Below are 4530 nucleotides of genomic sequence, written 5' to 3' on the forward strand. Positions count from 1 at the left end.
GGCCAGCAGGCTGGCCGGGTCGGACCCGGTAGGGTTCATGAGACTTCCTCCAGACCTGAAGATGGCGCACAAAGCGGCCAAATCAAGCCCGGGGAAAGCGCCAGCCTCATGGCCCGCCGTTCGCTCCCAACGGCGTGGCCTGCGCCTGCCGCCCCCACAGTGACGAGCCACTGGCGCGGCGGCCGTAGGACGTGTCGGCCGGCTGGGCGCGCCAGGCGATGGTGTCCAGCAGCGTGACGCTGCTGCCCGATGGCGCGTACAGCGCCAGCGCCTGGCCCTTGGGGTTGGCGCTGAAGCTGGTGTGCAGTTCACCGGCGGCGGGCAGGTTGTCCAGCCAGACCAGCAGGTAGCCATGGGCCGGCACGCTGGTGCCGGCCGGGAACGGCCAGAGCGTGGGCTGGGCGGGGTTGTTGGTGAGGAAGTGGCCGGTCAGGCTGTAGGCCTGGCTGCCGGGGTTGTAGAGCTCGATCCAGGGGCTGTGGTTGCCGGCTGCGGTGACGATGCCGCTGCGGTTGTCGGGCAGCACTTCGTTGAGCAGCAGCGGCTGGGCCAGGTTGGGCGAAATGCCGGCCAGGTTGGCATTGATGTAGGCAATGCGCTGGGTCACGAAATCCTGCAGCGCGGCGGGCGAGGCGTCGAAGCCGGTGTTGTCCTCGCGAAAGCGCTTGTAGACGTCGCGGTGCGTGTCTTCCAGCACGGCCTGGTGCTGGGCGTTGATGCGCGGGTTCAGGATGGCGGGCGTGAACTGCGTGGCCAGCAGTTCGGCGATCTTGTTGACGTACTGCTGGCGGAACAGCGGCACCGTGAGCAGCCGCGAGGTCAGCACGTTGTAGGTGTTGATCGATTGCCGCGGCGTGGTCTTGACGCCCTTGAGCAGCGACAGCGTGGTCTGGTAGAAGGCCTGGTCGAAGTCCTTGGGAATGAGCTCCCACACGGGGCTGTCCGGGCTGCGGTACATGTAGTAGTTGTGGCCCACGTGGTCCCAATCGCCGGTGAGCTGCATCGCGGCCAGGTAGTCCAGGTAGCTGTCCACGTTGATCACAGACGAGATGACGGCCGGGAAGTCGGCGTCGGAGGTCACGTTGACCGTCTGCACCAGCGCGGCCAGCGCGGGGTAGCCGTCGTCGTTGTCGCTGTGGTCGTCCCAGGCGGTCGAGTAGTCGTCCAGCACGCGGAAGTTGGACGCGACCACGTCCTGCGCTTCCAGCAGCTGGCCCTTGGGGTTGATGGCGCGGGCGTTGAAGAAGTCGTCGTCCACGTCTTCGAGGTGGCTGAACAGGCCCAGGTACTCGCCGTTCACGTCCAGGTGCGCAAAGCTGCAGCTGGAGAACAGCGTGGACACGCCTGCGAGTTGCGCGGCAGACAGGCACTCGGCCAGTTGCGTGGTGTCCAGCCCCGAGGCCTTGAGGATCAACTTGTCGCGGCCCTGGAAGGGCACGCCCTTCTTGAAGTTGACCTTCCAGGACTTCTTCTGGTTGTTCAGGCTGGTGGCACCGCGGAACTTCACGCCAATGCCGGGGAAGAGCAGGTTGTCGCCGGCGAAGTCGGCCGTCACGTAATCCGAGTCCGGGTTGGCCTGCAGGATGGCGTACTGGTCGGCCGGGATGGTCAGCTGGAAGGCCGGCAGCGTGCTCTGCGTGCGGTCCAGCGGCGCAGCCGAGACGGGCGCGGACCAGGCGCTCTGGTTGCCGAACACGTCCACCGCGGCCACCTTGTAGAAGCCGGCAGTGAACGGCGCGAGCGCGTCGTCGAAGTAGCGGCTGCTCGGCACCGGCTGGGCGGTGAGCGTGGTGTACGGGCCGCCGGACGAGGCCGCGCGGCTCACCAGGTAGCCGGCCAGGTCGGCCTCCGTCGAATCGGGCCAGGTGACGATGTTGCGGTAGTAGCCGCCCAGCGCGGCGACCGAGGCCGGCGCCTTCGGCGCGCGGGTGTCGGCCTTGGTGGACTGGACCGAGATCGCCGCGATGGTGGACTGGCCGATGCTGGCCGGGAAGGTGACGTTGAGCTGGCCGTCGGCCACGGTGACGGCGAACTGGTAGGTCACCGCGTAGTTGCGGCCGAAGCGGGCGTAGAGGTCGAAATCCTGCAGCAGCGGCACGCCTTCGGCCAGCACCGAGAACTTGCGCAGGTTGGGCCCGTTCTGCAGCAGCTCGACGAACTGCATCGTCAGCAGGTAGCTGCCGTTGGCCACGTCGAAGCGGTATTCGCTGGCGCCCTCGCGCACGCTGTTGACCAGCGGCGAATAGGCGGTGTTCTCGATCACCTGCCCGTAGTACAGCAGCGAGGGCGTGCTGGCGGTGCCGCCAATGGCACCAGACCCGTTGCTGGCGTCATAGAGCCGGTCGGCGCTGTAGACCGCGTCGTAGCGGCCACCATTGCCGCCACAGTCCAGCCGCGCAGTGCCGGCGAAGGCCGCGGGAGACAGCAGCCAGGCCGCGCCCACCAACGCCAGCGTTCGAATCGTGTACAGCATGGGTCTCCTCCCGTTGCCAACCAGCGCAAACAGTGGAGCGTCCATGCTTCTGAAGCCACAGCGCCCCAAGGGGGCGAGTATGAGCGCCACGTCTCGGCGCCCCAAGGGGTCAGACTGGGGGTGCCGTCACCTGTTTTCAGTACACGACGCGGCCGTCGCGGTCGATCATCGAGACCGAGGTGCTGCGGCGCGGGCCTTGCTCCGGGTGCAGCGCGATGCGGTAGCCGCTGAGGTCCATCACGTCGCCGGCGGCCAGCACCTTGGCCAGCGCGGCGCGCGTGGGCGTGCCGGGCATGCGCTGCAGCGCGGCAATCAGCACGCGGGCGTTGACGTAAGCCTCGGTCATCGTCAGCGTGGGCTCGATGTCCTGCGGGCCGTACTTGCGGTAGGCCGCCTCGAACTCGCGCATCAGTTCCACGCGCGCATTGCGCGGGTTGGGCACGACCTGCGAAATCATCACGCCATGCGCCGCCTCCTTGCCCACCACCTGGGCCAGCTGCGTGGCCTCCGCAGACGACAGCGCCACCAGCTGGCCAGTGCCCCTGTCCTTTCGGTAGAGCTTGCAGAAGTAGGCAACTGCCGCGGTGTTGGACGCCAGCACCACCGCCTGGTGCGGCACCTTCTGGATGGCTCGCACTGCATCCTCGACCATTGCGGTGTCGGCCGGGTGCGCGGCCAAGGCGACCAGCTTGATGCCGTGCCTGGCCGCCAGTTCCTTGGCCAGCTCCTGCAGCTCCAGCCCGTCCTTGTCGTCGGTGGTCAGCAGTGCCACGCGGTTGGTCTGCATGGTCTCCATCTGGCGGAACACGGTTTCCAGTTCGTCGCCATGGCTGGCGCGGGTCAGGTAGACCAGCGGGTCGCGCTGGCGGTGCACCGCCAGCGCGCCCGAGCCCACGCCGATCACCGGCAGCTGCAGGCTCTGCAGCAGGTTGCGCTTGAGCAGTTCGTCCAGTGTGGCGCTGCGCACCGTGCCCAGCATCGCCACCGGGTTCTCCTTTTCGGTCAACGCACGCACCTGGTTCGCCACGTGGCCAGGGTCCTCGTCCACAGAGACCAGGCGCAGCCGCTGGCCATTGATGCCGCCAGCGGCGTTCACCGAATCGAACGCGACCTGCGCGCCGACCTGCATGTGCCAACCCAGCCCGCCACTCACGCCCGTGAGCGGCGCCACCTGCAGCACCGCGAGGTCTGCCGCTGCCGCCGTGCTCGCCACCGCACTGGCTGCCAGCGCCCAAGCGCCGGCCCACCAGAGCCCCCAACTGCCCTTGCCTGCCATGTCCGAATGTCTCCTGTTGTTGTCGCCCGTCAGCGCTCTGCCGCGGGCCTTGCTTGTCGCGGGCGCAGTATGGTTTTCAGGCCGGTGGGTGGCAAGACCGCCGCTGCATGTAACTTCTTGGTAACGCGCAATTCCCGCACCGAACGAGGGAAGACCCCGAGGCTTCGGCAGCGTGTAGGCTTACGCCTCATGAACATCCTTGTCCTCCACGGCATCAACCTGAACATGTTCGGTCAGCGCGACCCGGCCCAGTACGGCCGCGCCACGCTGGCCGAGATCGACACCAAGCTCAAGGCATTGGGTAGCGAGCTTGGCGCCGATGTCACCAGCTTCCAGACCAATCACGAAGGCGAGATGGTCGAGCGCATCCACCAGGCCTTCCGGGACGCGGTGGACGCCGTCATCATCAACGCCGGCGCGTGGACGCACTACAGCTACGGCATTCGCGATGCGCTGGCGATCCTGAAGGCGCCCATCATCGAGGTGCACATGTCCAACATCCATGCCCGCGAAGCCTTCCGCCATCACTCGGTCTTCGCCGAGATCGCCAAAGGCCAGATCGCAGGGTTTGGGGCCGAGAGCTACCTGCTCGGGCTGCGGGCTGCGGTCAGCGCGGTCGCCGCGGCCAAGGCCTGATTCAGGCCGTCAATTCCTTCAGGAACAGCTCGCGGTCCGGCGCAAAGTTGGCGTGCAGTGGCAGCAGGGCGCCGCCCAGCGCGCCGGCGTCCGCGCCCTCAGGATTTTTCACTCTCTCGGAGCAGACCATGCCTCTCGTTTCCAT

At 67.3% G+C, this 4530-nt stretch carries 3 protein-coding genes; 1 reads left to right on the plus strand and 2 read right to left on the minus strand.

Annotated features, from left to right (window positions below; genetic code table 11):
- Positions 1-106: 106 nt before the first annotated feature.
- Both FKP22_RS21860 and FKP22_RS21865 read right to left on the minus strand, forming a co-directional pair.
- Entirely contained in the window at positions 107-2473 is a 2367-nt protein-coding gene (locus FKP22_RS21860) for a CotH kinase family protein (protein WP_170201007.1), read from the minus strand.
- Positions 2474-2609: 136 nt separating this feature from the next.
- Positions 2610-3749: an ABC transporter substrate-binding protein gene (locus FKP22_RS21865; RefSeq protein ID WP_141289803.1), complete on the minus strand. Its 1140-nt coding sequence runs from the start codon at positions 3747-3749 to the stop codon at positions 2610-2612.
- A gap of 189 nt (positions 3750-3938) precedes the next feature.
- On the opposite strand from FKP22_RS21865, the gene aroQ reads away from it, so the two are divergent.
- Complete coding sequence (aroQ, locus tag FKP22_RS21870) at positions 3939-4385, plus strand: type II 3-dehydroquinate dehydratase (protein WP_141289804.1); 447 nt, start codon at positions 3939-3941, stop codon at positions 4383-4385.
- Positions 4386-4530: the final 145 nt, after the last annotated feature.

Source organism: Ideonella azotifigens, assembly GCF_006519715.1.
In the GTDB taxonomy this organism is placed as follows: Bacteria; Pseudomonadota; Gammaproteobacteria; order Burkholderiales; family Burkholderiaceae_C; genus Ideonella; species Ideonella azotifigens.